General features: G+C 66.6%; 25 protein-coding genes. 19 read left to right on the top strand and 6 right to left on the bottom strand.

What is annotated here, in order from left to right; all coding sequences use genetic code 11:
* Positions 1-7: 7 nt before the first annotated feature.
* The 14 genes from AB0H61_RS13375 to AB0H61_RS13440 all read left to right on the top strand — a co-directional run bounded on the left by AB0H61_RS13375 (position 8) and on the right by AB0H61_RS13440 (position 9,343).
* Positions 8-1,054: a hypothetical protein gene (locus AB0H61_RS13375; RefSeq protein WP_357303066.1), complete on the top strand. Its 1,047-nt coding sequence runs from the start codon at positions 8-10 to the stop codon at positions 1,052-1,054.
* Between the two features lie 121 nt (positions 1,055-1,175).
* Complete coding sequence (locus tag AB0H61_RS13380; RefSeq protein ID WP_357303069.1) at positions 1,176-2,132, top strand: hypothetical protein; 957 nt, start codon at positions 1,176-1,178, stop codon at positions 2,130-2,132.
* Positions 2,129-3,184 carry a hypothetical protein gene (locus tag AB0H61_RS13385; protein ID WP_357303071.1) on the top strand — a complete coding sequence of 352 codons (1,056 nt, stop codon included), beginning with the start codon at positions 2,129-2,131 and terminating at the stop codon, positions 3,182-3,184. The genes AB0H61_RS13380 and AB0H61_RS13385 overlap by 4 nt, the downstream gene beginning before the upstream one ends.
* 79 nt (positions 3,185-3,263) lie before the next feature.
* Positions 3,264-4,550 (top strand): hypothetical protein, encoded by a 1,287-nt coding sequence (locus AB0H61_RS13390; protein WP_357303074.1) that lies wholly within the window; start codon positions 3,264-3,266, stop codon positions 4,548-4,550.
* A complete protein-coding gene (locus tag AB0H61_RS13395; RefSeq protein WP_357303076.1) occupies positions 4,550-4,906 on the top strand; it encodes a hypothetical protein in 357 nt (118 codons plus the stop codon). Before AB0H61_RS13390 ends, AB0H61_RS13395 begins: the two co-directional genes overlap by 1 nt.
* Positions 4,906-5,337: a hypothetical protein gene (locus AB0H61_RS13400; protein ID WP_357303079.1), complete on the top strand. Its 432-nt coding sequence runs from the start codon at positions 4,906-4,908 to the stop codon at positions 5,335-5,337. The genes AB0H61_RS13395 and AB0H61_RS13400 overlap by 1 nt, the downstream gene beginning before the upstream one ends.
* Positions 5,338-5,420: 83 nt before the next feature.
* Positions 5,421-5,816 (top strand): hypothetical protein, encoded by a 396-nt coding sequence (locus AB0H61_RS13405; protein ID WP_357303081.1) that lies wholly within the window; start codon positions 5,421-5,423, stop codon positions 5,814-5,816.
* A gap of 410 nt (positions 5,817-6,226) precedes the next feature.
* Positions 6,227-6,370, top strand: coding sequence for a hypothetical protein (locus tag AB0H61_RS13410; RefSeq protein ID WP_357303083.1), 144 nt, complete (start codon positions 6,227-6,229; stop codon positions 6,368-6,370).
* 16 nt (positions 6,371-6,386) lie between these two features.
* Positions 6,387-6,755 (top strand): hypothetical protein, encoded by a 369-nt coding sequence (locus AB0H61_RS13415; RefSeq protein ID WP_357303086.1) that lies wholly within the window; start codon positions 6,387-6,389, stop codon positions 6,753-6,755.
* A 95-nt stretch (positions 6,756-6,850) separates the two neighbouring features.
* Positions 6,851-7,624: an N-acetylmuramoyl-L-alanine amidase gene (locus AB0H61_RS13420; protein WP_357303089.1), complete on the top strand. Its 774-nt coding sequence runs from the start codon at positions 6,851-6,853 to the stop codon at positions 7,622-7,624.
* Positions 7,624-7,833, top strand: a complete 210-nt coding sequence (locus AB0H61_RS13425; RefSeq protein ID WP_357303091.1) for a hypothetical protein — start codon at positions 7,624-7,626, stop codon at positions 7,831-7,833. The genes AB0H61_RS13420 and AB0H61_RS13425 overlap by 1 nt, the downstream gene beginning before the upstream one ends.
* Positions 7,834-8,133, top strand: a complete 300-nt coding sequence (locus AB0H61_RS13430) for a hypothetical protein (RefSeq protein WP_357303094.1) — start codon at positions 7,834-7,836, stop codon at positions 8,131-8,133.
* A 365-nt stretch (positions 8,134-8,498) separates the two neighbouring features.
* Positions 8,499-8,711 carry a hypothetical protein gene (locus AB0H61_RS13435; RefSeq protein WP_357303097.1) on the top strand — a complete coding sequence of 71 codons (213 nt, stop codon included), beginning with the start codon at positions 8,499-8,501 and terminating at the stop codon, positions 8,709-8,711.
* A 209-nt stretch (positions 8,712-8,920) separates the two neighbouring features.
* Positions 8,921-9,343, top strand: coding sequence for a hypothetical protein (locus tag AB0H61_RS13440; protein ID WP_357303100.1), 423 nt, complete (start codon positions 8,921-8,923; stop codon positions 9,341-9,343).
* Between the two features lie 82 nt (positions 9,344-9,425).
* Here AB0H61_RS13440 and AB0H61_RS13445 read toward each other — a convergent pair whose 3' ends face one another.
* On the bottom strand, positions 9,426-10,508 hold the full coding sequence (locus AB0H61_RS13445; RefSeq protein ID WP_357303103.1) for a DUF4185 domain-containing protein: 1,083 nt from the start codon (positions 10,506-10,508) through the stop codon (positions 9,426-9,428).
* A 158-nt stretch (positions 10,509-10,666) separates the two neighbouring features.
* Here AB0H61_RS13445 and AB0H61_RS13450 point away from each other — a divergent pair, with 158 nt between their 5' ends.
* Positions 10,667-11,800 (top strand): diguanylate cyclase, encoded by a 1,134-nt coding sequence (locus tag AB0H61_RS13450; RefSeq protein ID WP_357303105.1) that lies wholly within the window; start codon positions 10,667-10,669, stop codon positions 11,798-11,800.
* Between the two features lie 152 nt (positions 11,801-11,952).
* Here the strand turns inward: AB0H61_RS13450 and AB0H61_RS13455 are convergent, their stop codons facing one another.
* Positions 11,953-13,788 (bottom strand): acyl-CoA dehydrogenase, encoded by a 1,836-nt coding sequence (locus AB0H61_RS13455; protein WP_357303107.1) that lies wholly within the window; start codon positions 13,786-13,788, stop codon positions 11,953-11,955.
* A 328-nt stretch (positions 13,789-14,116) separates the two neighbouring features.
* Between AB0H61_RS13455 and AB0H61_RS13460 the strand changes: the two genes are divergently transcribed.
* Positions 14,117-14,722 carry an alpha/beta family hydrolase gene (locus AB0H61_RS13460; protein WP_357303109.1) on the top strand — a complete coding sequence of 202 codons (606 nt, stop codon included), beginning with the start codon at positions 14,117-14,119 and terminating at the stop codon, positions 14,720-14,722.
* A 94-nt stretch (positions 14,723-14,816) separates the two neighbouring features.
* Here the strand turns inward: AB0H61_RS13460 and AB0H61_RS13465 are convergent, their stop codons facing one another.
* The 4 genes from AB0H61_RS13465 to AB0H61_RS13480 all read right to left on the bottom strand — a co-directional run bounded on the left by AB0H61_RS13465 (position 14,817) and on the right by AB0H61_RS13480 (position 18,964).
* On the bottom strand, positions 14,817-15,503 hold the full coding sequence (locus AB0H61_RS13465; protein ID WP_357303112.1) for a methyltransferase domain-containing protein: 687 nt from the start codon (positions 15,501-15,503) through the stop codon (positions 14,817-14,819).
* A gap of 55 nt (positions 15,504-15,558) precedes the next feature.
* A complete protein-coding gene (locus tag AB0H61_RS13470) occupies positions 15,559-16,809 on the bottom strand; it encodes an erythromycin esterase family protein (RefSeq protein ID WP_357303114.1) in 1,251 nt (416 codons plus the stop codon).
* Positions 16,810-16,931: 122 nt separating this feature from the next.
* Complete coding sequence (locus AB0H61_RS13475; protein WP_357303215.1) at positions 16,932-18,041, bottom strand: DUF4185 domain-containing protein; 1,110 nt, start codon at positions 18,039-18,041, stop codon at positions 16,932-16,934.
* 161 nt (positions 18,042-18,202) lie between these two features.
* Positions 18,203-18,964: a crotonase/enoyl-CoA hydratase family protein gene (locus AB0H61_RS13480; RefSeq protein WP_357303117.1), complete on the bottom strand. Its 762-nt coding sequence runs from the start codon at positions 18,962-18,964 to the stop codon at positions 18,203-18,205.
* Positions 18,965-19,089: 125 nt separating this feature from the next.
* Here AB0H61_RS13480 and AB0H61_RS13485 point away from each other — a divergent pair, with 125 nt between their 5' ends.
* The 3 genes from AB0H61_RS13485 to AB0H61_RS13495 are packed head-to-tail and all read left to right on the top strand — an operon-like array spanning position 19,090 to position 22,026.
* Positions 19,090-20,598: an acetyl-CoA acetyltransferase gene (locus AB0H61_RS13485; RefSeq protein ID WP_357303120.1), complete on the top strand. Its 1,509-nt coding sequence runs from the start codon at positions 19,090-19,092 to the stop codon at positions 20,596-20,598.
* 14 nt (positions 20,599-20,612) lie between these two features.
* Positions 20,613-21,377, top strand: coding sequence for a crotonase/enoyl-CoA hydratase family protein (locus tag AB0H61_RS13490; protein ID WP_357303122.1), 765 nt, complete (start codon positions 20,613-20,615; stop codon positions 21,375-21,377).
* 4 nt (positions 21,378-21,381) lie between these two features.
* On the top strand, positions 21,382-22,026 hold the full coding sequence (locus AB0H61_RS13495) for a TetR/AcrR family transcriptional regulator (protein ID WP_357303124.1): 645 nt from the start codon (positions 21,382-21,384) through the stop codon (positions 22,024-22,026).
* Positions 22,027-22,043 lie beyond the last annotated feature (17 nt).

The raw sequence follows: 22,043 nt of genomic DNA on the forward strand, positions 1-22,043 counted from the left end.
AGTAACCATGGCGGACATATCATTTCCCGCCCATATCACCGTGCGACGGCAGGCCGACGTGGATGGCTTGCCGATTCTCACCGCCCAGACCGCGGTATCACCGGAGGTGGCCGCGCTGCCGTTGCCGCCCGGCCCACATGGCGAACCCGGTCGCCGAGGGCGACCCCGGACAACTTTCCGCAAGATGGGCCAGATCGCCAATGCGGCAGCCCGCCCGACCGGGCTGGGCGCCGAGGACCGCGGCAAGTGGTGGCACCGGCTGGACAGCAACGGCATGGATGTCTGGACCGGAACCGCCTGGCAGCATTCGCCGGACGCGGTCGGCCCGCAGGGGCCTATTGCCACGCCCAACACGATCACGGTCGCCAAAGCCGAGCATAAGGAGAGTCTGACCGAACCGGCCGTCGAATTCGACGGAACGGGAGCGGCGCAGCTGTTGAAGGTGACCGTGCCCGCTGGGCCACGCGGTCCGAAGGGGCCGGCTGGAGCTTCGGGACGGATCACCACATCGCCCGATTTCGACACCGCCACGGCACCCAACCGCGGCGATGTCTTCGCCTACGACCGAGCGAGCCGGAAGTTCCGTTCCTCGCCCGCGCCGCTGGGTTCCGGGCCCTGGTCGTGGTACCAGGAGGACTTCCCCACAGCTGAGCAGGTCGTGGCGACCAGCCGGATCGATGCGGGCACCTTCACGATTCCGGCGCAGCCGTTCGTATGGCGGCCGGTCGTCTACGGCCACTGCTACGCATTCTCGGTCAACAACGGCGCTCAATCCGTGGAACTGACGGTGCGGCTGAATCATTCACAGGGTGAGATCGTCGCCACCGCCGCCGCGCATTCCGGCGGCTGGATATACGTGCCGATGTTCCCCTGCTATCGCGATGGCACAACCACCAAGGTGCTGTCGCCCACCTCGGATTTCGCGACTGTTCCCGCGGGGCAGCCGGCCAGTCTCGTGGTGGGTGCCGAACGCGTCGGCTCCGGGACCGCGAGTATCGGATGGAAACCGGTCCGCGCTTCGATCGTCGTCTTCGCCGAACCCATTGAGAGGTGAAATGTCTACCGTAGGACAATATTTTGCGTCCACGCAGATTCGGGGCATCGATGAGGGCGCTGGCACGCCCGGCGTCGTCCAGGCGATGCACGGAACGCCACGTGACGGGTCGCTCGAACTGATGACCGGAACGCCGGGCAGCATGGGACCGCAAGGCGATCCGGCTCGGCCGTTTCGCTGGGAGGGTGATATCGCGGATGAGGCCGCGCTCACCGCGCTCGCGGCGAAACTGACGACCGTGCACGCGGGCAAGGCGTGGCGAATACTTTCCACCGGGTCACTGGTCTACTGGAACGGCACCGGATTCGATTCCTTCACCGACGCTTTCGGCGCGGCCGGACCTGACGGGCAGCCGTGCCGCATCACCATCGGTGCGGTCGACACCGGTCCGGTGGGCTCGGATCTTCAGGTGACCCTTGTCGGCACCGCGCCGGATCTGACCTTGAATCTCACCGTCCCACGCGGCATCAAAGGCCACAAGGGTGAGCCGGGAGGCCCCGGACCGATTCGGCAGGCACCCGACTATGCCGACGGACCGCATCAGGATCGGTCGGTGCCGGTGTGGGATGCGACCGCGGAGCGGTGGAAGCCGCGACCCTACCCGGGACTGCGTGGCCCATGGACCATTGTCGAGACCAACGCGTGGGACGGCGGTCCCGGCTTCGCGCCATCCCAAGCCGGTATCTCGGCGGTGACGAAGAATATCGCCCAGCTGAATATTCCTGCGCAGGACACCGATTGGCGACCGATCATCACCGGCGGTGTCGTCGTGCGTTCGGTGGAGAACGCGGATCAGTTCTCGACCCGCATCGACGCACAGGTCCACATCGGTTCACCCTCCGGACAGATCGTCGCGCTCGGGTCCGGTTTCGTCACGGGTGCGAGCACCAGAGCTCGATTCCAGCCGTTCTATGGGACCCGTGGCGTCACCCCCGACAGCGCGGTCGGGGTGGTTTCCGCTGGTCAGCCTGTGACACTGCACGTGGTGCTGCATCGCAATGCGGGCGAGGCCAGCTACGACTACACCATGGCCGGTGCACAGATTGTGTGCATGGCCCGACCCGTGGGGGCACCGTGACCACCGAGAACAGCCTGAACAATGAACCGGCCGTCGTCTATGACGACGATGTCATGATCACCATGCGCGGTGTCGCCGACTCTGTCGGATTGCCCTATACCGTGAACCCGTTCGAGCTCGTTGATCGGGAAGCCGTGGTCGAACTGCGCGAGGGTCCGCCCGGGGTGCCCGGCCCCGAAGGTGAAGCGGCCTGGCCCTGGTTGTGGCAGGGCGATATCGCCAACGCGGCGGCGCTTTTCGCGCTGGCTCCGGGTATGGCGGACGCGCGCAAGGCATGGCGGGTCGTCGCCGAGAACGCCGTCTACTACTGGACGGGGATCGAATTCATTGCCTTCGACAGCGCCTTTCGCGCCATCGGCCGCCGGGGCGCACCCAATCAGCTGACCGGCGCCGGGGTCGCGGGAGCAACCGGCTCCGCCGCCGCAGCGCAGATCAGCGCGACCACGCCCGGGCAGCACCTGCAGATCACCTTCCCGCGTGGCGAAACCGGCGATGCCGGTGACCCCGGTGCGGCCGGGCGCATCCAGGACGCCGCCGACGTGCTCATCGACGAGGCACATCCGCTCGATCAAAGTCATGTTCTCTCGTGGGATACCGCGGCCGGGAAGTTCCGCCCGGTGCCCAATCCTCGGCCGCGTGGGCCGTGGGTCATCGGCGAGAAGCAGTTCACCGGTGGCAGCAACCTCCGTGACCCATCGAAAGTTGTCGCGGCGCTGACGATTCCGGCACAGCCGACGGCGTGGCGTCCGCTCGTCGAGGGCTCGGTAGTGGCGCAATCGGCATCGCCGACCCGCTGTGATGTCGAGGTTCGCATCGGTGGCACCAATGGCGACCTGGTCGGATATGGCTGGGGCCATTGGGTTTTCCGCCTGGCCCACGTCCTGGTTTCGTCCGGCTTCCAGTATCCGATGCAGCCGGGGGCGACCATCGGGGTCGTTCCCGCGAATCAGACGGTCACCCTCTACGTCATCGTGAAGCGGGTCGAGGGCGACGGTAGCTACAACATCCACACCAACTACTCGCTGCTGTCCGTGCGCGCTCAACCCGTGTAACCGGGTTTCGACGCCACGACATATCCGCTCTCTCCGGCCCGCCATCGCTGGCTGTCCGCTGTCCGAAAGGCATTCATCCATGGCCGATCTGCCTCCGTTGAAGTACGGCAAAGTCGTCGGGCGTTTTCTCGCCAACGTCATCGACGGTCCCGATCTCGGCGAGCTGCCCGAATTCCCACCGCTGACCGGCACGATCTCCTTCAGTGCCGATGCACCGAAAGTCCTTGTGCCGAGCGCGCAACCGAGTCCGGCGACCTATGTCCAGCTGCCGAACCATTACGAATGCCAGCTGGATGAATTCGGGTATCTGACCTGGCGCGGCAAGCGCGGCGTACGGTTGGTCGCTCCTGGCGCCGCCACCAACCCCTCCCAGTGGACCTGGCGGGTGTCGTTCGATCTCTCCTATGACGGCGATCGAATCCCATTGGAAACTTTCAGCTTCACGGTGCCGGAGTATGTTCCCGGCCCCGACTCGGCGAACCCGGATGTGAATTCCACCGGCCTCGTCGACCTGACCCTGGTGTCGCCGGTGCCCGCCTCCACGGGTAACGCGGTGGTGATGGGACCGCGTGGCGAAGGTATCCAGATCGATGGCCAGGTCGCGACCTACGCCCAGTTGCCCGCCACCCCGGCCGAGGGCGCGCAGTATGTGGTGCAGGCGGACGGGCGGCTGTATGTCTACCACGCCGCCTCGGGTGGCTGGCTGCCCAACGGTCAGGGCGTCATCATTCGAGGCCCGGCGGGAACCACCGAATGGGGCGGCCTCACCGGCAAACCCGCCACCTTCCCGCCCACCATCGGCGACACCGCGACCACGGCGGTCGCCGGTGACGACCCACGTCTGACCAACGCGCGCACGCCGATCTCGCATACGCACCCGGCGAACCAGATCTCCGACTCGACCGCGCTGGGCCGCTCGCTGCTCACCGTCGTCGACGCGGCCGCCGCCCGTACCGCGATCGGCACCATCGCGAGCACCGATACGCGCCTCACCGACGCCAGGACGCCCACCGCGGCGGGCCAGGCATACGACATCGCGTTCAAGTCGCACACCGGGATCCGCACCGCGGGCGCGGGCAATGTGATGCCGGAGGGTCTGCGGATGGAACGGCAGGTCAGGGTCACCTCGGTGACCTATCGCGGGGAGACCGCGGGCACCGGCAATCTGGTGGTCGAACTCCGGCGCAACGGCACCGCGGTCGCCGGGACCTCGGCAACCATCGCCGCCGCCAACCATGCCCTGGACACCACGGTGACCGGTGACTGGACCTTCGCGGTCGGGGAGCGGATCACCGTATTCGTCGCGACCGTGGACAACCCCGCGGGCAAAGGCCTACAGGCCGGTCTCAAGGGGGTGACGGTCTGATGCCGGGCCTGCGCGTCGGTGGCCCCATGATCGACTGGGCCGCCATTGCGGGGGGCGGATCGCAGGAACCGGGCGGATCCGCCGATCCGGACGGTGTGCCGGAATGGGCCACCGCCCGATCGGGCTACCAGGGCAAGCTGAAACCGTCCGCCGAATCCGAGTCGGGCGGCAAGGAGTCGGAAACCACTGCTGCCCGGGAGGTTCGACTCCTTGTCAACGACCGGGTGGTGGCGACGGGTCCAATGGTCGATGGCGTCACCACGTTGACCGTGCCCGCCGATATCGGCATCGCCGCCGGGGATTTGCTAACGGTGCGGATCGCCGATGTAGCGGCGCAGCAAGCGGAGGTCGACTGATGGGGCTGGTCGTCGTCGGTGGCGTCGTGGAGCCCGCGGTGCCGATGGGTATGCAGAAGTCCGGTGATCAGCCGGTGCCTGCGGGTTCCACCAACCTGAAGGTGATCAGCTGGGTTGCGCGGGCCGGCTATGGCCAGACGGCGATCGTCGGCGACGAACTCGTCTCGAACGGCCCCGGTGCGGTCGTCGTGCGCTGCGGCATCTCTATCACCGGGACCTTGGCATTCCAAGGCACCAGGAACTTCCAGCTGATGCACAACGATACAACCGTCAATTTCCTGAACACCGGTGATTCGGCCGTGGTCCTGCCCGATACCCCACTCACGTTGGAGCGCGGTGATCGGGTGTGGCTCCGATTGACCGGTTCGGCGTCCTATACCGCAACCGTGAATTCCGGTACGGCCACCTATCTCTACTACGACCTCGCCTGACCGAAATCGAGTCGGGACACAAAGGATGGTGACCACCGATGTCACTGATCATTGTCGGCGGAAGTGTTTTTCAACCCTCAGCCATGACGAAGAACGGCGCCCAGGTACTGGGTACCAACGAGGTGTGGACGGAGGTGCCCGGTTGGGCCGCTGATTCGGCGGGATATCCGGGTTCGGTGGTTGTCGGTAACGGATTGCGTGCCAACGGCTCCTCGTCCAATGCGGCCATCACCGCAACACTTCCGTTCGGCAGTGCGGGCATGAGCGGTAACCATCAGGCACGGCTGGTGCTCAACGGAACGACGGTTCTCGGCACCGGAGCGGTGGTGACCGGTACATCCGGAACCATGACGGCCGCCGCGACAGTGAGTCTGAGCGACGGCGACATCGTCACCGTCCAGGTCTGGCACAACATTTCGTTCCAGATGTGGCGCGCCACCATCACGGCCGGCGCGGGGACATTTGTCCGAATCACCTGACCGAGAAAGGCAGGACACCCATGTCGTGGACCGCTGATCCGGTAGCGTCGTGCCCGTCGCCTGCACGCTCGAATCCATCTGTCCCGGAATGGGTTATGGTCGCGACGATCTCGCACTCTGCGATGCCGGTCGAAGGCTGTTGTAATACGGACGTCTTGGCGAGGTAGCCCGGCGTTGACCGAATCGCTTCGTCCGCTGTTCCGGCGGCACCTCGGGGCCGGGAGCTGGATCGGCGAGTCCGCCGAATGTGCGCGACCCGCGCGCTGCGGGTGAATTGGCTGCGCCGCCGCATGTTCCTCAGCTCGGCGGCTAAGGCTGCCGACGCGTCACGAACCAATCGTCTCCGCGGCTAACACCGCGGATAGAGGTCGGCAGCCTTAGAGCTACCCGACCATGCGAAGAAGTCCCGGGTGTGCATCGCCAGGGACCACATCGACGACTTCAACGGCACGCCGCGACGCACCGCCATTGCGGTGGAACGGATGCGCTGGCGAAGCGCCACGCGCGACCGCGCGGTGGTGGGTTCGGCAGGGAGCGTTTCGCACCTGCCCTGATCATGGGAGTTGGTCCATGACAAGAATTGTTCGCATCCTTATCGTCCCTAACACGGAGTGGACCAGCATCGAGGTGCCCGCGGGTGGCGAGCTCGTGTGGGCCGAGCCGGGTGGCGGGGTAGTCGTCGGCGGCGGTGTCCCCGGCGGCGGTGTCCCTAGCGGCATCGCCACCTACTGGCGTACCGAGGACTTCACGTTCGGTGTCGAGCGGTGTCTGATCCGCAGGGGTTCGCGGACCAATCCGCCGTCGCCGGGTGGCGGCGGCGGTGAGTTCGAGTACGTCGAATCCGGCCTCGAGGGTGCGATCCCGTTCATCAACACCGAATACCTCCTGTGGTGGCAGAAGAGCATATTCGACGACTTCCCGCCGAACTCGGGTTCGTAACGAGCCCAAGGCGTCGGCGTGCTGGGTCGCCGCCGCCCTCGCGGGCGCGAATATTGCGCTCGCACGGCAATTTCGATTGGAAAGGCAGGGCAACCATGTCTTGGACCGGCGATCCCGTCTGGTTGGCGGATGTCCTTCGGGAGGAGGGCTTGCGTGTGGTCGAATTCCCCGGCTGGCGCGAGCGCGGGCACGGCGATTTCGGCGAGATCTGGGGTGTCATCGCCCATCACACCGGTGGCTCCAACACGCCATCGTCCGAAATCGCCTACGGCTTCGCACATTTGGAGGGGCCGTTGTCGCAATTGCATCTCGACAGGGATGGCACCGTCACGGTCGTCGCCGCGGGTGTTGCCTGGCACGCCGGGGCCGGGCGCTGGCTGGGACTTCCGGAGGACGATGCGAACTTCCACACCATCGGCATCGAAGCGGTGAACAACGGCACCGAAGGCTGGTCGCGCGAGCAATACGACGCGTATGTGGGTTGCTGCGCGGCGATTCTGCGCAGGCTCGGCCACACGGCCGATCGAGTGATCGGCCACAAGGAATGGGCCGGACCCAAGCAGGGCAAGTGGGATCCGGGTGGCATGGATATGGATCTGTTCCGCGCGGATATCGCGGAGCGTTTGAAAGGCGGTGTGCTGATGGCACTCTCGGATATAGAGCAGCGGGAGCTGCTCGACAAATTGCGGCGGGTGCATTTCGAGTTGACCTATGGATTCCAATCGCGGGTCGCGGATTCGGAGTATCGCGACACGGTGGCGGGCTATGTACTCAATGCCGATGCCGCGGACTTTCGCAATGAGCAGCGGCTGCGGGCATTGGAGCTCAAGCTGGATCGATTGCTCGCCGCGACGGAAGGGATGAGCTGATGCGTATCAACGGAATTCCTGAACCGGCGCTGATCCGCTCGGTACTGGTAGCGATCACCGGGGTAGTCGCCTACCTCGTCGGGCACCAGGTCGATACCGCGTGGATCGAATCGGTGCTGACCATCTATGGCTTGCTCACCCCGGTGCTCGCGGGGCTGGCCATCCGCCCGGCTGTCACCCCGATCGACCGTCCCGGCAGCGAGGCGTGAATGCCGCAATCATTACTGACTCCCGAATTGGTGCAGGCCGCGGGCATGGCCTTGGCGTCGGTGATCGGCGCGGTCACCGCGTGGCAGGCCAGGGAGGTGGCCAAGCTCCGTGCCCGGGTGGAATCATTGGAAACCCAGGCGGCCGACGACAAGTTGCGCTTCCGTGACGCTATTCGGCTGATACGCGCCTTACAGCAGCATATCGACGAGTTACTCGGGTTTCTGCGGATCCACGTGCCCGGTCAGGAACCGCCCGAGGCGCGCTACCAGGTACCCGATACGTTGCGGGAAGAGCTCTGAGACAACGCGATCGGCACTGGGCGGTCATCGTTACAAAACAGGTGAGGTGAATTTTATCTCACCTTTACCGGTTGGTCGCTGGCCGTGCCCGAGTTGACCCCAGAATTGGGGCTCTTGTCGCGCACGCTATTTCGGGCGGTTGTTTTCCGATGTCTCGCCGTCGCTGTTCGGAACCTTGTGGCGGTTCGCATCATTCGTAACGAGTCTTTCGAATCGAAAGGCTCGGCGAACTGGTCGCTAACTGGCCTTCTCCGTCATTTCCGCTGGTACACAACGGTTTACGGGCCGTCGTGATAGACCTGTTCGGGTCGGCAGCCGGGTTGCTGCCGACGAAGTTCGACTATCGAAAAAGGGAATGATTCCGCATGAAGAAGCTCAGCACACTCGCGTTCATCGGTGCCGCCGCGGCCGGACTCATGATCGGCGGCGCGGGCCTGGCCGCCGCCGATCAGGTCGTCGACCGGACGCCGGTTATCGCCCCGGGTGAGCCGAACCCGAACGGCACCGGTTCCGCGGCGGTGCTGCCCGAACTGGTGAAGGCGCTGTCCACCGGGTCCGCGCAGAAGCCGACGAAGTAGTAATCGCTGTGCCCCGAGTGCCCCGTCTCTTCCGAGGCGGGGCACTTTTCGTATGTTCACCGGACCGTATGTTCCGTGGTGAAGAACCTTTTACTCGCCATTTGCGGTGCGTTCATCGTCGCGTCGGAGCCGGCAAATCTTGCGTGATAAATATGTCCCGATCGGCCAACCCCTCGGCGCCGACTCGGCTTTCAAGAAAGAGAATTTTCATGCGCAAGATTCGTCTGCTCGGTGCCGCCGTCGCGGCCGCCGGTATTGTCCTCGCCGGCGCCGGAGTCGCTTCGGCCGATGTTCCGGCGCCCGCCGCGGTTGCCGAAAGCACCGGCTCCGGAACGGGTTCGGCGAATTTCGGTGCCGGGCTGGCGAAGCTTCTCTCGACCGGCTCCGGCGATGTGAAGCCGCTGCCGACCGCCGCGGTTGCCGATAACACCGGCTCCGGCACCGGTTCGGCGAATTTCGGTACCGGGCTGGCGAAGCTTCTCTCCACCGGTTCCGGCAATGTGAAGCCGCTGCCGGTCGTCGACGGCTACCCGAACCCCTACCTGGACGGCTGGGGCAACGGCTCGGGCAACCTGGCGCTCGGACTGACCAAGCTGTTCGGGACCGGCTCGAGCGGCGTCCCCACCCCGTGATGCGGTAGCCCCTCTCAGGCCCGCGCCACATGACAGCGGCGGCTCGGCAGGATCCGGGCCGCCGCCGTCGTATTCGCGATTGTCACAACGGTGTTCGCATGAGCACCACGTTGTACTGGGTGTGCACGGTGAGCAGGAAGTAGAGATCGCGCCCGGTCTGATACGGGAAGATCATCGGCGCGTAGGCGGTCGGCAAGGTCGGGGCGTCGATGAGAACGCGAGGCGCGCTCCAGGGACCTTCCGGGGCGGGCGCGGTGCGCAGCACCACGGAATTGGCCGGATCGGTGGTGAGCATGACGAACTGACCGAGGTAGTCGTTCCACATCACCGACAGTTCCGCGACACCGTCGACGATCGGCGCCGCGACCTTGATGTCGGGCTTCCACTCCTTGCCGTCCCAGTATTCGTAGCCGTCCATATTCGCGATGGCGGCTTCGCTGGTGCGGGAGATGAATCCGGGGTTCGCGCGCCCCGCGGGGGTGCCGTACCGGTAGATGTAGCCGCCGTCCTTGACGAAGGCGTTCTGCTGGAAGTTCTCCCAGCCGTCCACATTCGCGCGGCGCGTGGTGGGCAGCGGCGCCCAGGTCTGGCCGCCGTCACCGGAGGCGGCCAGGGTGGAGAAGTTGGTGGTCCACTTGCCGTGGTCGCCCCAGCCCAGCACCGACATCATGCTCATGTATTGCACGCCGCCCACCGAAATGCCCGCGGTCGGAATGAGACTGATCTCGATGCCCGGAATCTTCGGGCTCGGCACCGGATTCGGGACCACGCTGTCGAAGTAGATCCCGTTCGAGGGATCCTTGGTGGTGCTGCGGAACAGTACGTTCGAACTCCACGCCCACATGCTGCCCGCGAGTAGGTTGGGGAAGCCGAGTCCGGCGCTGTCGCCGAAGGCGGTGATCATCCGGCCGCCGCCGTCGTCCCACATGATGCCCAGGTCGGTGCCGAACACATTGACGTTCTGAGTGCGGTTCGGGCTGTCCATCCCCGTCATCTGGAAGACGGCCCGCGTCGGTCCCGGCAGCTGCGGCAGTCCACGCCAGCCATTGAGTCCCGGAATCGGATTCACATTGTTCGGGTCGGCGACGGCGGGCCCCGCGACACCGACCGTGAGCGCCACACCGACGGCACACACTCTCGCGAGTGCGGACAGCGATCGTTTCATCCGGACATCCCTTCTGCGGCGGGCGCGGTCTGCCCCGAACATTCTGCACGTTCCGCGCGGATTCATGTGGTGACCGCACTGTGGCCCGGCACACGTTCGCCCTAGACTGCTCGGATGGCCTGGTGAGATAGCGACGATCGACGACCGCGGTCGAGACTATGGGTGAGTCGATGGATAACGGCAAGACATGGCGTGCGTGGTGGCGCGATCCGGTCGACTACGGCTGGCTGATCCGCACCTTGGCGGCGAGATCCGCACTGCGGCCGCTGAAATGGCTGGTGGGAGCGGCAGGCGTCGTCATGGCGATCATGGCCGCGGTGATGTCCGGTGCGCCCGCGTGGCCGGAAGATCAGCCGGGTCTGGCGATAGTCCTGGGCGCTCTGGCCCTTGGATTGATGTGGGCGCTGCGCTGGTGGCTGCTGGCATGGCCGGGCAAGACCGAGTCGGTGACGCTGATCGGTTTCGCCGATGTGGTGTTCACCGTGGCGTTCCTCCAGGTGTCCGACCGTCTCTTCGGGGCCATGGGCGCGGTGCTGTTCGTGGTCACCGGCAGTTATCTGGCCTTCTTCCACAGCGCCAAAGTGCTGGCCGTGCACACGGTATGGGCGTTGCTGTCGGTCGTGGTGCTTTCGGTGCGGATCGCGTCCGGCGTCGGCGATATCCGTTTGGCGCTGGCGTCCGTGCTGCTCATGATGGGGGCCGTGGTGGGCGCACTGCCCGCATTACAGTTCATGTACTGGCTGCTGCGCACCGAATCGCTCTCGGATCCGCTGACGGAGCTGCTCAATCGGCGCGGGCTGGAGAACCGACTGTCGCGACTGGTCGACGGCACCACCGCGGTCTGCGTCATGACCTTCGACCTGGACCGATTCAAAAGCGTCAACGACACCTGGGGGCACCGCGTCGGTGACGCCGTGCTGATCCGCACGGCGCGACGCCTGCGCGCGGCCGCCGGTCCCGACGCGGTGGTCGCCCGCACCGGTGGCGAGGAGTTCGTGGTGGTGGCGCCGATCGCCGCCGCCGATGCCCGAACGGAAGCGGAGCGGCTGCGCTGTGCGGTCGCCGCGGCGAGCGAATCGGCGGTGCTGGTCACCGCCAGCGTCGGGGTCGCGGTATTCGACGCCGCTACCGGTCCCGAATGTCCGCGGCCCACAACGGAATTCCTGCTGCAATCGGCGGACGCCGCGATGTATCGGGCGAAACAGTCCGGCGGGAATATGGTCGTCATCGACGAACTGACCTCCGCGCAGGACAGGCACCCGTCCGATACGAAAACCTCCCCGTCATACTGACTTTCGCCAGAATGACGGGGAGGTTACGACTGATCTCGTGAGTACATGGGTAACTCATCGGGGACCGGCGGACTGGTCTGTCAACCTGACCGCCGGCCGCCGACGTTACCGATGTGGCACTCGAGTCCGGCCCGAATTCTCGGGGAGGCGGATCAGAACGCCGCTTCGTCGAGCTCCATGATGTCGTTGTCCAGGTTCGACAGGATGGCACGGGTCGAGGTCAGCTCCGGCAGGACATTGCGGGCGAAGAACTGCGCGACGCCGACCTTGCCGTTGTAGAACGCCTCGTCGGCACCGGTGGCACCGTTGTCGAGCGCCTTGATAGCGACCTCGGCCTGACGCAGCAGCTGCCAGCCGATGAGCAGGTCACCGACCGCCATCAGGAAGCGCACCGAACCCAGGCCGACCTTGTACAGCTCCTTCGGCTCCTGCTGGGCGCCCATCAGGTGCCCGGTCAGGGTGGCGGCCATGGCCTGCACGTCCTCCAGCGCGGTGGCCAGCAGCTTGCGCTCGGCCTTCAGTCGGCCGTTGCCCGCCTCCGACTCGATGAACTTCTGCACCTGGCCGGCCACGTGGGCCAGTGCCACACCGCGGTCGCGGGCGATCTTGCGGAAGAAGAAGTCCTGCGCCTGGATGGCGGTGGTGCCCTCGTACAGCGAGTCGATCTTCGCGTCGCGGATGTACTGCTCGATCGGGTAGTCCTGGAGGAAGCCGGAGCCACCGAAGGTCTGCAGCGATTCGGTCAGGTACTGGTAGGCCCGCTCGGAGCCGACACCCTTGACGATCGGAAGCAGCAGGTCGTTGACGCGGAAGGCCACATCCTCGTCGGCGCCCGAAACCAGGTTCGCGATATCGGCGTTCTGGTGTGCGGCGGTGTAGAGGTAGATGGCGCGCAGGCCCTCGGCGTAGGCCTTCTGCATGGCCAGCGAACGACGCACGTCCGGGTGGTGGGTGATGGTGACGCGCGGCGCGGCCTTATCGGTCATCTGGGTCAGGTCCGCACCCTGGACGCGCTGCTTGGCGTAGTCGAGGGCGTTCAGGTAACCCGTCGACAGGGTCGCGATGGCCTTGGTGCCGACCATCATGCGGGCGTTCTCGATGACGTCGAACATCTGCGCGATGCCGTTGTGCACCTCGCCGACCAGCCAGCCCTTGGCGGGGACGCCGTGGCCACCGAAGGTGACCTCACAGGTGGCCGAAACCTTGATGCCCATCTTGTGCTCGACATTGGTGACGAAGGCACCGTTGCGGTCGCCCAGGGTCTCGGTCTCGAAGTCGAAGTGCCACTTCGGCACGTAGAACAGCGACAGGCCCTTGGTGCCCGGTCCCGCGCCCTCGGGGCGGGCCAGCACCAGGTGCATGATGTTCTCGAACAGGTCGTCGGAGTCACCGGAGGTGATGAAGCGCTTGACGCCCTCGATGTGCCAGGAGCCGTCTTCCTGCTTGATCGCCTTGGCGCGGCCCGCGCCGACGTCGGAGCCCGCGTCCGGTTCGGTCAGCACCATGGTGGCGCCCCAGTTGCGGTCGGCGATGATCTGAGCCCACTTCTTCTGCTCATCGGTGCCGTTGTTGTAGAAGACCTGCGCGAATCCGGCGCCGGCGGCGTACATCTGGGCCGGCGGGTTGGCGCCGAGGACCATCTCGCTGATTGCCCAGGTGATCGCGCTCGGGGCGGCGAGGCCACCCAGCTCCTCGCGGACGCCGATCTTCGGCCAGCCGCCGTCCTCGAGGGCGCGGTAAGACTTCTTGAAGGCTTCCGGTAGCGTCACGGTGTGGGTCGCGGGGTCGAAGACCGGCGGGTTGCGGTCGCCATCGACGAACGAGTCGGCGAGCGGGCCCTCGGTCAGGCGACGCACCTCGTTGAGCATCTCCTTGACGGTCTCGGTGTCCAGGTCGCCGTAGGCGCCTGCGTCGAGAAGGGAACCCAGGCCCAGGACCTCGAAAAGGTTGAATTCGAGATCGCGGACGTTGCTCTTGTAGTGACCCATGTCGGTCTCACTCTCCGTTGAGTTGGTGCGGTCGGTTGGTTGCCGTTCCCGCCCGTTGTTCGCTCCACCGGGTAGCCGGTTTTCCGCATGCTACTCGCGGGTAACTTACACGCCATATTACCGGTCGGTAATGGGTCGGCAAAGACGGGAGCGGGCAATGTGACGCGATAAACACCGGACGTGGTCGCCGCGGCGATGCTCGGCTGGTAGTGGCGGGTAGCTCGGCGCCGCGTCGACCGCCCTACGCTCGGCCTTCGCCGATTGCCGAGGTGACGGCCGCACCGTTGCGCTCGAGGTCGCGGCGGCGCTCGGGCGCTACCGTTGGGGTGTGCACATCGATACGAGCGCCGGACCGGCCGAGATCGAGCTCGACCGGCCGCGCGGCGCGCGCTTCCTGCTGCTGCTGACGCACGGATCCGGTGGTGGAGTCGACGCGAAAGATCTACTGGCGGTGCGTGATACGGCGCTGGAGCTGGGTGGCGCGGTGGCGCGGGTGGTGCAGCCGTATCGGGTCGCCGGACGCCGCGCGCCGGGGTCCGCGACCGTACAGGACGAGGCCTGGCTGGAGATCGTCGGCGCGCTGCGCAAGAAGGTACGAAAGGTGCCGCTGATCCAGGGCGGGCGCAGCAACGGAGCCCGCGTCGCCTGCCGTACGGCGATCGCCGCCGAGGCCATCGGCGTGATCGCGCTGTCCTATCCGCTGCATCCGCCGGGTAAGCCGGAGAAGTCCCGGCGTGACGAACTGCTCGCACCCGGGGATATCGAAGTGCTGGTGATCAATGGCGCCAACGACCCGTTCGGGGTGCCCGATCCGGCGGACGCCGCCGAGGTGGTCGTGATCCCCGGCCAGCCGCATTCCTTCCGCGCCGGATTCGATGCCATCCAGGCCGCCGTGGCGCCGTGGCTGCGGCGTTGGGTGGATCGCCCGGCCTGAACGGGCACGCTCGGACCGGTTCCGGCCGCTCCCTCCGAGATCGGCGCGCCCACCGGCAGAGTCGTCGCACCCGGAATCAGTCGTCCACCCGGAATCAGTCGGCCTCCGGCGCGGTCGGCTCGGGACTGGTCGCGACCACGAGGGCATCGATGGCGTCGCGCTCCTCGGTGGGACGCAGAATGCGCTCGGCGATGCGGACGCGAAGATGGCCGGACTCCGGGCGCAGGTCGGCGACGATATCGTCCGGGGTGAAAAGGATGGAGGGGTCCTTGGGACCGCCGAAGCCCTCGGTGAGGTTGCGAGTGTCGTGGCCGAGAATCAATAGGGTGCCCCCGGGGGTGAGCAGATTCGCGGCGCGGTGAAGCACGATCCGGCGCTGATCGGCGGGCAGGTGCAGAAAGACCATCAGGATGAGTTCGTACGGCCCGCTGATGCCCGCGGAGTCGAAGTCGGTGACATCGGCGCACTGCCAGGTGATCCGGCCGCGCACCGAGCGGGAGAGGCGGGTCGCGACGGTGCGGCCCTTATCGATGCCCACCTGTGAATAGTCGACGGCGTGCACCTGCCAGCCGTGGGTGGCGAGCCACAGTGCGTTGCGGCCCTCGCCGCACGCCAGATCGAGGGCGCGCGGCAGAGCCGGAATCTCGCCGCCCGGGGTGTCCGGGTGCAGCGGTGTATGCCGCTCCAGCCCGTAGACGTGCTCCACCACGGTGGCGTTCGGTGGTGCACCCCAGACCAATTCACTCTGCGCGTACCGCGCGTCCCAATCGGCCGGTTCCATGTCCGCGATTCTATTGATCCGCGCCCGCGGCGCCCCGCCCGCGGATGCGGATCGTCTACTCCGTCGCGGCCGCGAATTCGGGTAGCCACCCGACCGGCGATGTCTCCCTGATGTGGATCAGGGCGTCGAAAGCGTCGATCAAGGAGGTCACCTCGAGATTGGCCTCGGCGTCCTTGGCCGGATCGTAGATCCCGCTGATGGTGCGCAACTTCGCCGATCCGCGCCGCCAATGATCCACCGGTTCCGGAGCGTCGGCGCGCAGATCCACGTAGTAGGCGGCCTGGTCGACGGTGCCGAGCGCGGCGTCCACCAGATCGGGTGAGGGGTCGGGCGCCACGGTCATTCCCAGGTCGCCGTGGTGGAAGCCGACGCCGACCGCCGCGTATCCGACGCCCAGACGTTCGCGCAGATGGCTGCCCGCGCCGAGGAAGGCGGCGGCGGTCGTGCGGCCGACGCCCAACGCGACGCCCGCGGTATGCGCGATGCCGTCCCAGTAGACGATCTTGGTGTCGGTCGCCCGCTCGAGAATCCGTTCGGCCGAGGGCCATTCGTCGCGAGCGAAGCCGCCCTGCCCGGCGACACTGCGCAGGTGGAAGTCCGCGATGAATCGCGCGCGGGTCAGCGCGGCATCGCGTTCCGGGGTTTCGGGCAGCTCCTCGAGCAGTGCGAGCGCGTCGCGAGCGTGGTCGATGAACGGGCGGCCGGGATGTATGCCCTGGTGGCGCTGGACATGTTCGTCGATCCGGTGCGCGGTGCGGATCGGCGTCAGGTGGGCGGCGATGGTGTCGGACAACTCCGGCGCGGCTCGCCGGACGTAGTCGAGGACAGCGTCGTAGTCGGTGGGTTCCGCATGCGGGGGCTGGACGCCGAGGATCCCGATCGGGTCCACGGGATGCTGTTCGTTGAAGGCGCGGATCCACGCCAGGGTCGCGACCATTTCCGCGGTGCGCAGTGGCCGCCACGCCTCGGCGAGCGCCGCTTCGGCCGTGCCTGCTCCGGTGCGGACATAGGTATCGAGGCGGTCGCCGGACCGGGCGCTGTCCTGAATTGCCAGCACGCGGAAACCATGTCGTTCGACGAGTGCGCGGAAGATCCGTTCCCGCACGCCATAGGTCTGGCGGGAGAAGCGGGTCGATTCGCCGAGTCCGACGACCGTCGCTGCGCCGAGGCGAGCGATCAACGCGTCCAGGTCCGGTCCGGTGTGGGCCGGATCGGTATCGGGAATCGGGTGGGCGTTGACGCGCAACCAGTCGCGCACACTCGCGGCGGACGCGTCGGTGGGGCTGGGCGCGGAGACGGAGGTCATGGTTTCTCCCGGAGCTCGACGGTGGTTCGGCACTCAGCCTCATACATCAACCATTGTTGAGGTCAAGCCCGCCGGATCGGGGAGTCGAACCGGTGTCCGCGCGCCGCGGACACCGGCCACACTCACAGCGTGGTGCGCATCAAAACCACGTTGTACTGGCTGTGCACCGTCGTCAGGAAGTACAGATCGCGCCCGGTCTGGTAGGGGAAGATCGACGGGGCATATGCGCTCGGCAACTCGCGGGTGTCGATGAGCACCTCGGGATCGCTCCACGGGCCGGTCGGCGACGGGGAGCGCCGCATCACCACCGAGTTGAACGGATCCGTGGTGAGCGAGATGAACTGTCCGAGATAGGAGTTGTACATCACCGACAGTTCGCTGACGCCCCACATGATCGGCGCCGCGGCATTCACATCGCCACGCCTGGACCAGTTCCCGCCGTCCCAGTACTCGTAGGCGCCGAGGTCGGCGATGTCGTTCTCCGGCACCCGCGCCACGAAGGCCTCGTGGTTGCGGCCCGGCCGGGTGCCGTACTCGTAGACGAAACCGCCATCCTTGAGGAAGGCGTTCATCTGGAAGTTGGCGTTGCCGCCCTCGTTCGGCCGCCGGGTCGCGGGCAGTTCGGCCCAGGTCTCGCCGTTGTCGCCGGAGACGGCGAGCCCGGAGTAATTGGTGGTCCACTGGCCCACGTCGTCCCAGGTCTTGACCGACATCAGGCTCATGTACTGGACACCGTTCACCGAAATGCCCGCGGTGGGAATCCGGCTGATCTCCAGGAACGGAATCTTCGGGCTGGGGATGAGGTCACGCGCCTGCCCGACGACGTCACGAACCACGCTGTCGAAATAGATTCCGTTGGACGGATCCTGGGTGTGCGAGCGCACCAGGATATTGCTGCGCCACGCCCACATGCTGCCCGCGAGCAGATTGGGGAATCCGAGGCCCGCGGTATCACCGAAGGCGGTCAGCATCTCCCCGTTCCCGTTGTCCCACATGATGCCGAGGTCGGTCCCGAGCACGTTGTAGGTCTGGGTGTTGTTCGGGCTCGCCATCCCCGTCACCTGGAATACCGCCCGGCTGCGGCCCACCAGATTCGGCAGTCCGCTGGTGCCGTTGAGCACCGGAATCGGGTTGATCGCGTTTGGGTTTGCCGTGGCGGGGGTAGTCGCCGTAAGAAGCAAGGCCGTGGCACCCGCAACAGTCGACAGCAGGATCGAGGCGGACTTGTTCAAGGTCTGTGGGCCCTCCGGTTTCTCGCCGAAGTGCACTCGATACACAGACCCCCCGTTGCGTGTTTCGCAGCACACTTCGACTGGCTGGCAAATCGTCGGAAATGCTAGCAGTGAAACCCACAGAATTGGTGGCTTGCAATCCGAATCTTCGGAATTGATCCCTACTTCGCTGTTCGTTTGCCGCCTGACCGGGCCAGACGCAGGACCAATGGCAGTTGGGTCGCGCGCTCGAGTGCGAAGGTGCGCCGCGCCGAGGACTGCCAGGAACGGTCGAGGAGTCGCTTGGCGCCGGCCACCGCATGCGGGGATCGGGTCGCGATGCGTTCGGCCAGTTTCTCCGCGGCGGCGACCGGGTCCGCGGTCACCTCGGTGATCAGGCCGATGCGTTCGGCGTACGCGGCATCCACGGTATCCGCGGTCATGGTCAGCAGCATGGCCTTGTCCAGCCCGATGAGCTGGGACAGCGTTACCGCGCCCGACATATCGGGGACCAGGCCGTGTTTGGCCTCCATGACCGAGAATTCGGCATCCGGCGTGGCGAGGCGGAAGTCGGCGGCGAGGGCGATCTGCAGCCCGCCGCCGTAGCAGCGGCCGTGGACCGCTGCGATCACCGGCACGGGCAGTCGGCGCCACGCCCAGCAGGCTTCCTGGAAGGTATTGGTGCCGCGCCACGGCAGCGGAATGAAGTTGCGGACGATCGCCAGCGGGTCGCTGGTCGCCTTCGCGATATCCAGACCGCTGCTGAAGCTCGGGCCGTTGCCGGAGAGGATGACCGCGCGCACGTCCTTGCGGCGCGAGATGGTGTGCGCGGTATCGATCAGGTCGTTGAGCATCTCGACGGTCAGACCGTTGTGCTTGTCCGGCCGGTCCAGGGTGACGTAGGCGCGGTCACCATCGAACCGCAGCGCGATATGGGATCCCATATCCGGATCTTACCCGTCAGTCAGTTCTTTCGGCGGTGGTCATTGCCCCGACCGCACGGCCTCTGTTCTAATCGAACGCGAGTTACCGTCAATGTTGACGGTAACTGTGATGAAGCGGAGGAACAATGCTGCCAGCCGGAATGGATCCGCGGACGCCGGTGCTCGTCGGCGCGGGTCAGGTCGTGCACCGGACCGGTGAGCCCGGACTGCCGGGACCGGTCGAGCTCGCCGCCGAATCACTGCGCCGCGCGGCAGTGGACAGCGGCGCCGGGGACCGGTTGCTGCGGTCCGCCGATCTGATCGCGGCCGCGGCCCCGGTCAGCAGGCCGTACTCCGATCTCGGTGCATTGGTCGCCGCCGAACTCGGTGCGACACCGAAGCGAACGCTCCAGTCCGCGCGATTCGGAGGTGATGCGCCGCAGCGGCTGCTCAATACCGTGGCGCAGTCGATCGCCGACGGCGAGTCCGAGATCGCATTGCTGACCGGCGCCGAGGCGGTCGCCGCATGGAATGCCGCGACCCGCGGCGGTATCACGGTCGACTGGCCCGAGCAGCCGGAGACCACGGCGCCGAGCGAGATCATCGGCTCGGACCGGGGCCCGAACTCGGATATGGAGACCGCGGCCGGACTATGGGGGCCGGTGTACTTCTACGCGTTGATGGAAACCGCGCTGCGCGCCCGGCACGGATCGAGCGAGGCCGCGCATCTGGAGCGGATCGGCGGGCTGTGGTCCCGATTGTCCGCGGTGGCGGCGCGCAACCCGTACGCCTGGATGCCACAGACGCAGTCCGCGGCCGATCTGGTGACGCCGTCGGCTGCGAATCGACTGGTGTCCACGCCGTATCCGAAGCTGCTCGTCGCCAACCTCTCGGTCGATCTCGGCGCGGGACTGATCCTGTGCAGCGCGGCCGCCGCCGACGCGGCCGGGGTACCGCGCGATCGCTGGGTCTTCCCGCACGGCGGGGCCACCGCGACCGACGAATGGTTCGTCTCCGAGCGTGCCGATATGGCCGCCTCGCCCGCGATCGCCGCGGCCGGGCGGGCCGCGCTGGACGGCGCGGGCATCGGTATCGATGAGGTGGCGCACGTCGACCTGTACTCGTGCTTCCCGGTCGCGGTGCAGGTCGCGGCGGAGGCGCTCGGTCTGCCGATCGACGATCCGGCGCGGCCGCTCTCGGTCACCGGCGGTCTCACCTTCGCGGGCGGACCGGGCAACAACTACACGACGCATTCGATCGCGACCATGGCGGGACTGCTGCGGGAGGATCCCGATGCCTACGGTCTGACCACCGCACTCGGCTGGTACATCACCAAACACGGTGTCGGCGTGTATTCGGCCCGGCCGCCCCGGCAGCTGTTCCGTGCGGTCGAGGCCGAACCGATATCCGCGCGGCGCGCGATCGCGCCCGGCTATACCGGCCCGGTCACCGTCGAGGCGTACACCGTGCCGTATCGCAAGGGCCGCGACGGCGCCGACGAGCCGGAGGCCGTGGTGATCAGCGCGCTGAACCCGGACGGCGCCCGCATACTGGTTCGGGCGTCGGACGCCGACACGATCGCGGCGTTCACGAAAGGTGATCCGCTCGGCGGTGCTGCCGAGATCGCCGCCGCCGATAAGCTCACTCTGCTCTGACGAGAGGAATCTCCATGACCGACTCGGTATTGGTCGAACGGCGTGATGCGATCACCCTGCTGACCGTCAATCGCCCCGAGGCGCGCAATGCGATCAATCTGGCCACCGCGCAGGCGATCGAGGCCGCGGTGGACGAATTCGAGGCCGATGATTCGGCACGCGTGCTCGTGCTCACCGGCGCGGGTGGAACCTTCAGCGCCGGAATGGATCTCGTTGCTGCGTCGAAGGGCGAGATGCCGATGACCCAGCGTCGCGGTCCGCTCGGCATCGCCGCGAAACCGCCTGTGAAGCCGATGATTTCGGCGGTGGAGGGTTTCGCGCTGGCGGGCGGATTCGAACTCGCGCTCTCCGGTGATCTGATCGTCGCCGCGAATGACGCGCAGTTCGGTATTCCCGAGGTCAAGCGCGGGCTGGTCGCCGCGGGCGGCGGCGTGCTTCGCCTGGCCCAACGGCTGCCGCGTCCGATCGCCGCGGAACTGGCCCTGACCGGTGGACGGATCAGCGCCGCACGGCTCTACCAGCTCGGCCTGGTCAACCGGGTCGTCGAGCCCGGCGCCGCCCTCGACGGTGCGCTGGAGCTGGCCGCGGAAATCGTTGCGGCCGCACCGCTCTCGGTCGCGGCCAGCAAGCGGATCATCGACGAATCGCCGGATTGGTCGGTGGACGAGGGTTTCGCCAAACAGGGCGAGATCGCGCTGCCCGCACTGTTCTCCAAGGACGCCGCCGAGGGTGCGCTCGCTTTCGCGCAGAAGCGCGAACCGCAGTGGCAGGGCCGTTGATCCGATGAATCAGCGCGTCCGGGAGACGCAGGCGCAGCGCCGGGCGCGCATGCGCACGCGGCTCCTGGACGCCGCGGTGGAAAGTCTGGTGGAGGTCGGCTATTCGGGCACCACCACACTGGCCGTGCAGCAGCGAGCCGGGGTGCCGCGCGGCACACTGCAACACCACTTCCCGACCAAGGCGGATCTGCTCGCCGGTGCCGTCGAACATCTCGCCGAGCGTCGATTCGAACAGCTCACAAGGGAATTCGAGGCGATACCGGCGGATGCCGATCGGCTGGAGACGGCGGTGGAGCTGACCATGCGGATGCTCGGCGGACCGTCGTTCTGGGCCGCGCTGGAGATGTGGGTGGCGGCCCGTACCGATCCGGAACTGCTGGCCGCCTTCCTGCCGCTGGAATATCGGCTGTTCGAGTTGATGCACAACAGCATTCGCGACATCTTCCGTGCGGAATTTCCGGACGACCCACGGGTGCCGACGATCACCGAATTCACCATCGAGATCATGACCGGTCTGGCGATGCGCGGCCTGCTCACCGGCGATCTGGATCGCAACCGAATCCTGCAGCACCGCTGGCGGAATGCGGTTCGCATCCTGCTCGGCACCGCCCCGGCCGATACGTTGCTGCGGCGCGGCGCGGCCGACTAGCCGATCTCGCCGGGCAG

The organism is Nocardia sp. NPDC050710 (genome assembly GCF_040654375.1).
GTDB lineage: Bacteria > Actinomycetota > Actinomycetes > Mycobacteriales > Mycobacteriaceae > Nocardia.

Coding starts and splice junctions, on each gene's coding strand:
- AB0H61_RS13455 (WP_357303107.1), bottom strand. CDS start 13,788: ATGGGTCACTACAAGAGCAACGTCCGCGATCTCGAATTCAACCTTTTC.
- AB0H61_RS13420 (WP_357303089.1), top strand. CDS start 6,851: ATGTCTTGGACCGGCGATCCCGTCTGGTTGGCGGATGTCCTTCGGGAG.
- AB0H61_RS13400 (WP_357303079.1), top strand. CDS start 4,906: ATGGGGCTGGTCGTCGTCGGTGGCGTCGTGGAGCCCGCGGTGCCGATG.
- AB0H61_RS13430 (WP_357303094.1), top strand. CDS start 7,834: ATGCCGCAATCATTACTGACTCCCGAATTGGTGCAGGCCGCGGGCATG.
- AB0H61_RS13450 (WP_357303105.1), top strand. CDS start 10,667: ATGGGTGAGTCGATGGATAACGGCAAGACATGGCGTGCGTGGTGGCGC.
- AB0H61_RS13495 (WP_357303124.1), top strand. CDS start 21,382: ATGAATCAGCGCGTCCGGGAGACGCAGGCGCAGCGCCGGGCGCGCATG.
- AB0H61_RS13485 (WP_357303120.1), top strand. CDS start 19,090: ATGCTGCCAGCCGGAATGGATCCGCGGACGCCGGTGCTCGTCGGCGCG.
- AB0H61_RS13380 (WP_357303069.1), top strand. CDS start 1,176: ATGACCGGAACGCCGGGCAGCATGGGACCGCAAGGCGATCCGGCTCGG.
- AB0H61_RS13490 (WP_357303122.1), top strand. CDS start 20,613: ATGACCGACTCGGTATTGGTCGAACGGCGTGATGCGATCACCCTGCTG.
- AB0H61_RS13480 (WP_357303117.1), bottom strand. CDS start 18,964: ATGGGATCCCATATCGCGCTGCGGTTCGATGGTGACCGCGCCTACGTC.
- AB0H61_RS13395 (WP_357303076.1), top strand. CDS start 4,550: ATGCCGGGCCTGCGCGTCGGTGGCCCCATGATCGACTGGGCCGCCATT.
- AB0H61_RS13440 (WP_357303100.1), top strand. CDS start 8,921: ATGCGCAAGATTCGTCTGCTCGGTGCCGCCGTCGCGGCCGCCGGTATT.
- AB0H61_RS13435 (WP_357303097.1), top strand. CDS start 8,499: ATGAAGAAGCTCAGCACACTCGCGTTCATCGGTGCCGCCGCGGCCGGA.
- AB0H61_RS13425 (WP_357303091.1), top strand. CDS start 7,624: ATGCGTATCAACGGAATTCCTGAACCGGCGCTGATCCGCTCGGTACTG.
- AB0H61_RS13445 (WP_357303103.1), bottom strand. CDS start 10,508: ATGAAACGATCGCTGTCCGCACTCGCGAGAGTGTGTGCCGTCGGTGTG.
- AB0H61_RS13415 (WP_357303086.1), top strand. CDS start 6,387: ATGACAAGAATTGTTCGCATCCTTATCGTCCCTAACACGGAGTGGACC.
- AB0H61_RS13470 (WP_357303114.1), bottom strand. CDS start 16,809: ATGACCTCCGTCTCCGCGCCCAGCCCCACCGACGCGTCCGCCGCGAGT.
- AB0H61_RS13375 (WP_357303066.1), top strand. CDS start 8: ATGGCGGACATATCATTTCCCGCCCATATCACCGTGCGACGGCAGGCC.
- AB0H61_RS13465 (WP_357303112.1), bottom strand. CDS start 15,503: ATGGAACCGGCCGATTGGGACGCGCGGTACGCGCAGAGTGAATTGGTC.
- AB0H61_RS13405 (WP_357303081.1), top strand. CDS start 5,421: ATGACGAAGAACGGCGCCCAGGTACTGGGTACCAACGAGGTGTGGACG.
- AB0H61_RS13390 (WP_357303074.1), top strand. CDS start 3,264: ATGGCCGATCTGCCTCCGTTGAAGTACGGCAAAGTCGTCGGGCGTTTT.